1 protein-coding gene is annotated in these 428 nt (G+C 70.3%); it reads right to left on the bottom strand.

Going from position 1 to position 428, the window contains the following annotated elements; genetic code table 11:
* The coding region (locus tag RM572_RS29395) for an acyltransferase domain-containing protein (protein WP_311676389.1) at nt 1–428 on the bottom strand (428 nt) is incomplete at both ends.

The following is a 428-nucleotide window of genomic DNA, read 5'->3' as shown; positions in this document are numbered from 1 at the left end:
CGGTGATCCCCGAGATGACACATGATTCGGCAGACGCGCTGATGGCCGCCACCACATCGGTGCGGCCGGTCAGCCGCTGTTCGGCCTCGGCGAACGGCAGTCTCACCAAAGCCATGGCACCGCATCCCATTACGGAGCGGAACCCGCGGGCCCGATAGCACGCCACGGCCGCGCCCTGGCGCAACTCGAACACCCCGGATACCACGCACGCCGCGACCTCACCCACCGAGTGCCCGATCACCGCGGCAGGCCGCACCCCCCGCTCGCGCAGGACCGCGGCCAGCCCGACCTGCATCGCGAAGGTCAGCGCCTGGATGCGGTCGGTGCCGCCGAGTTCGCCGGTGCTCAGCGCCTCGCGGGCGGAGAATCCGAGCTCGCGCCCGAAGACCTCGTCGATCTCGTCGATGATACGGGCGAAAGCCGGTTCC

This window comes from Streptomyces hazeniae (assembly GCF_031845485.1).
Lineage (GTDB): Bacteria > Actinomycetota > Actinomycetes > Streptomycetales > Streptomycetaceae > Streptomyces > Streptomyces hazeniae.
Note: the sequence above shows the minus strand (reverse complement) of the source record. Positions and strands in the feature narration are given on the sequence as shown.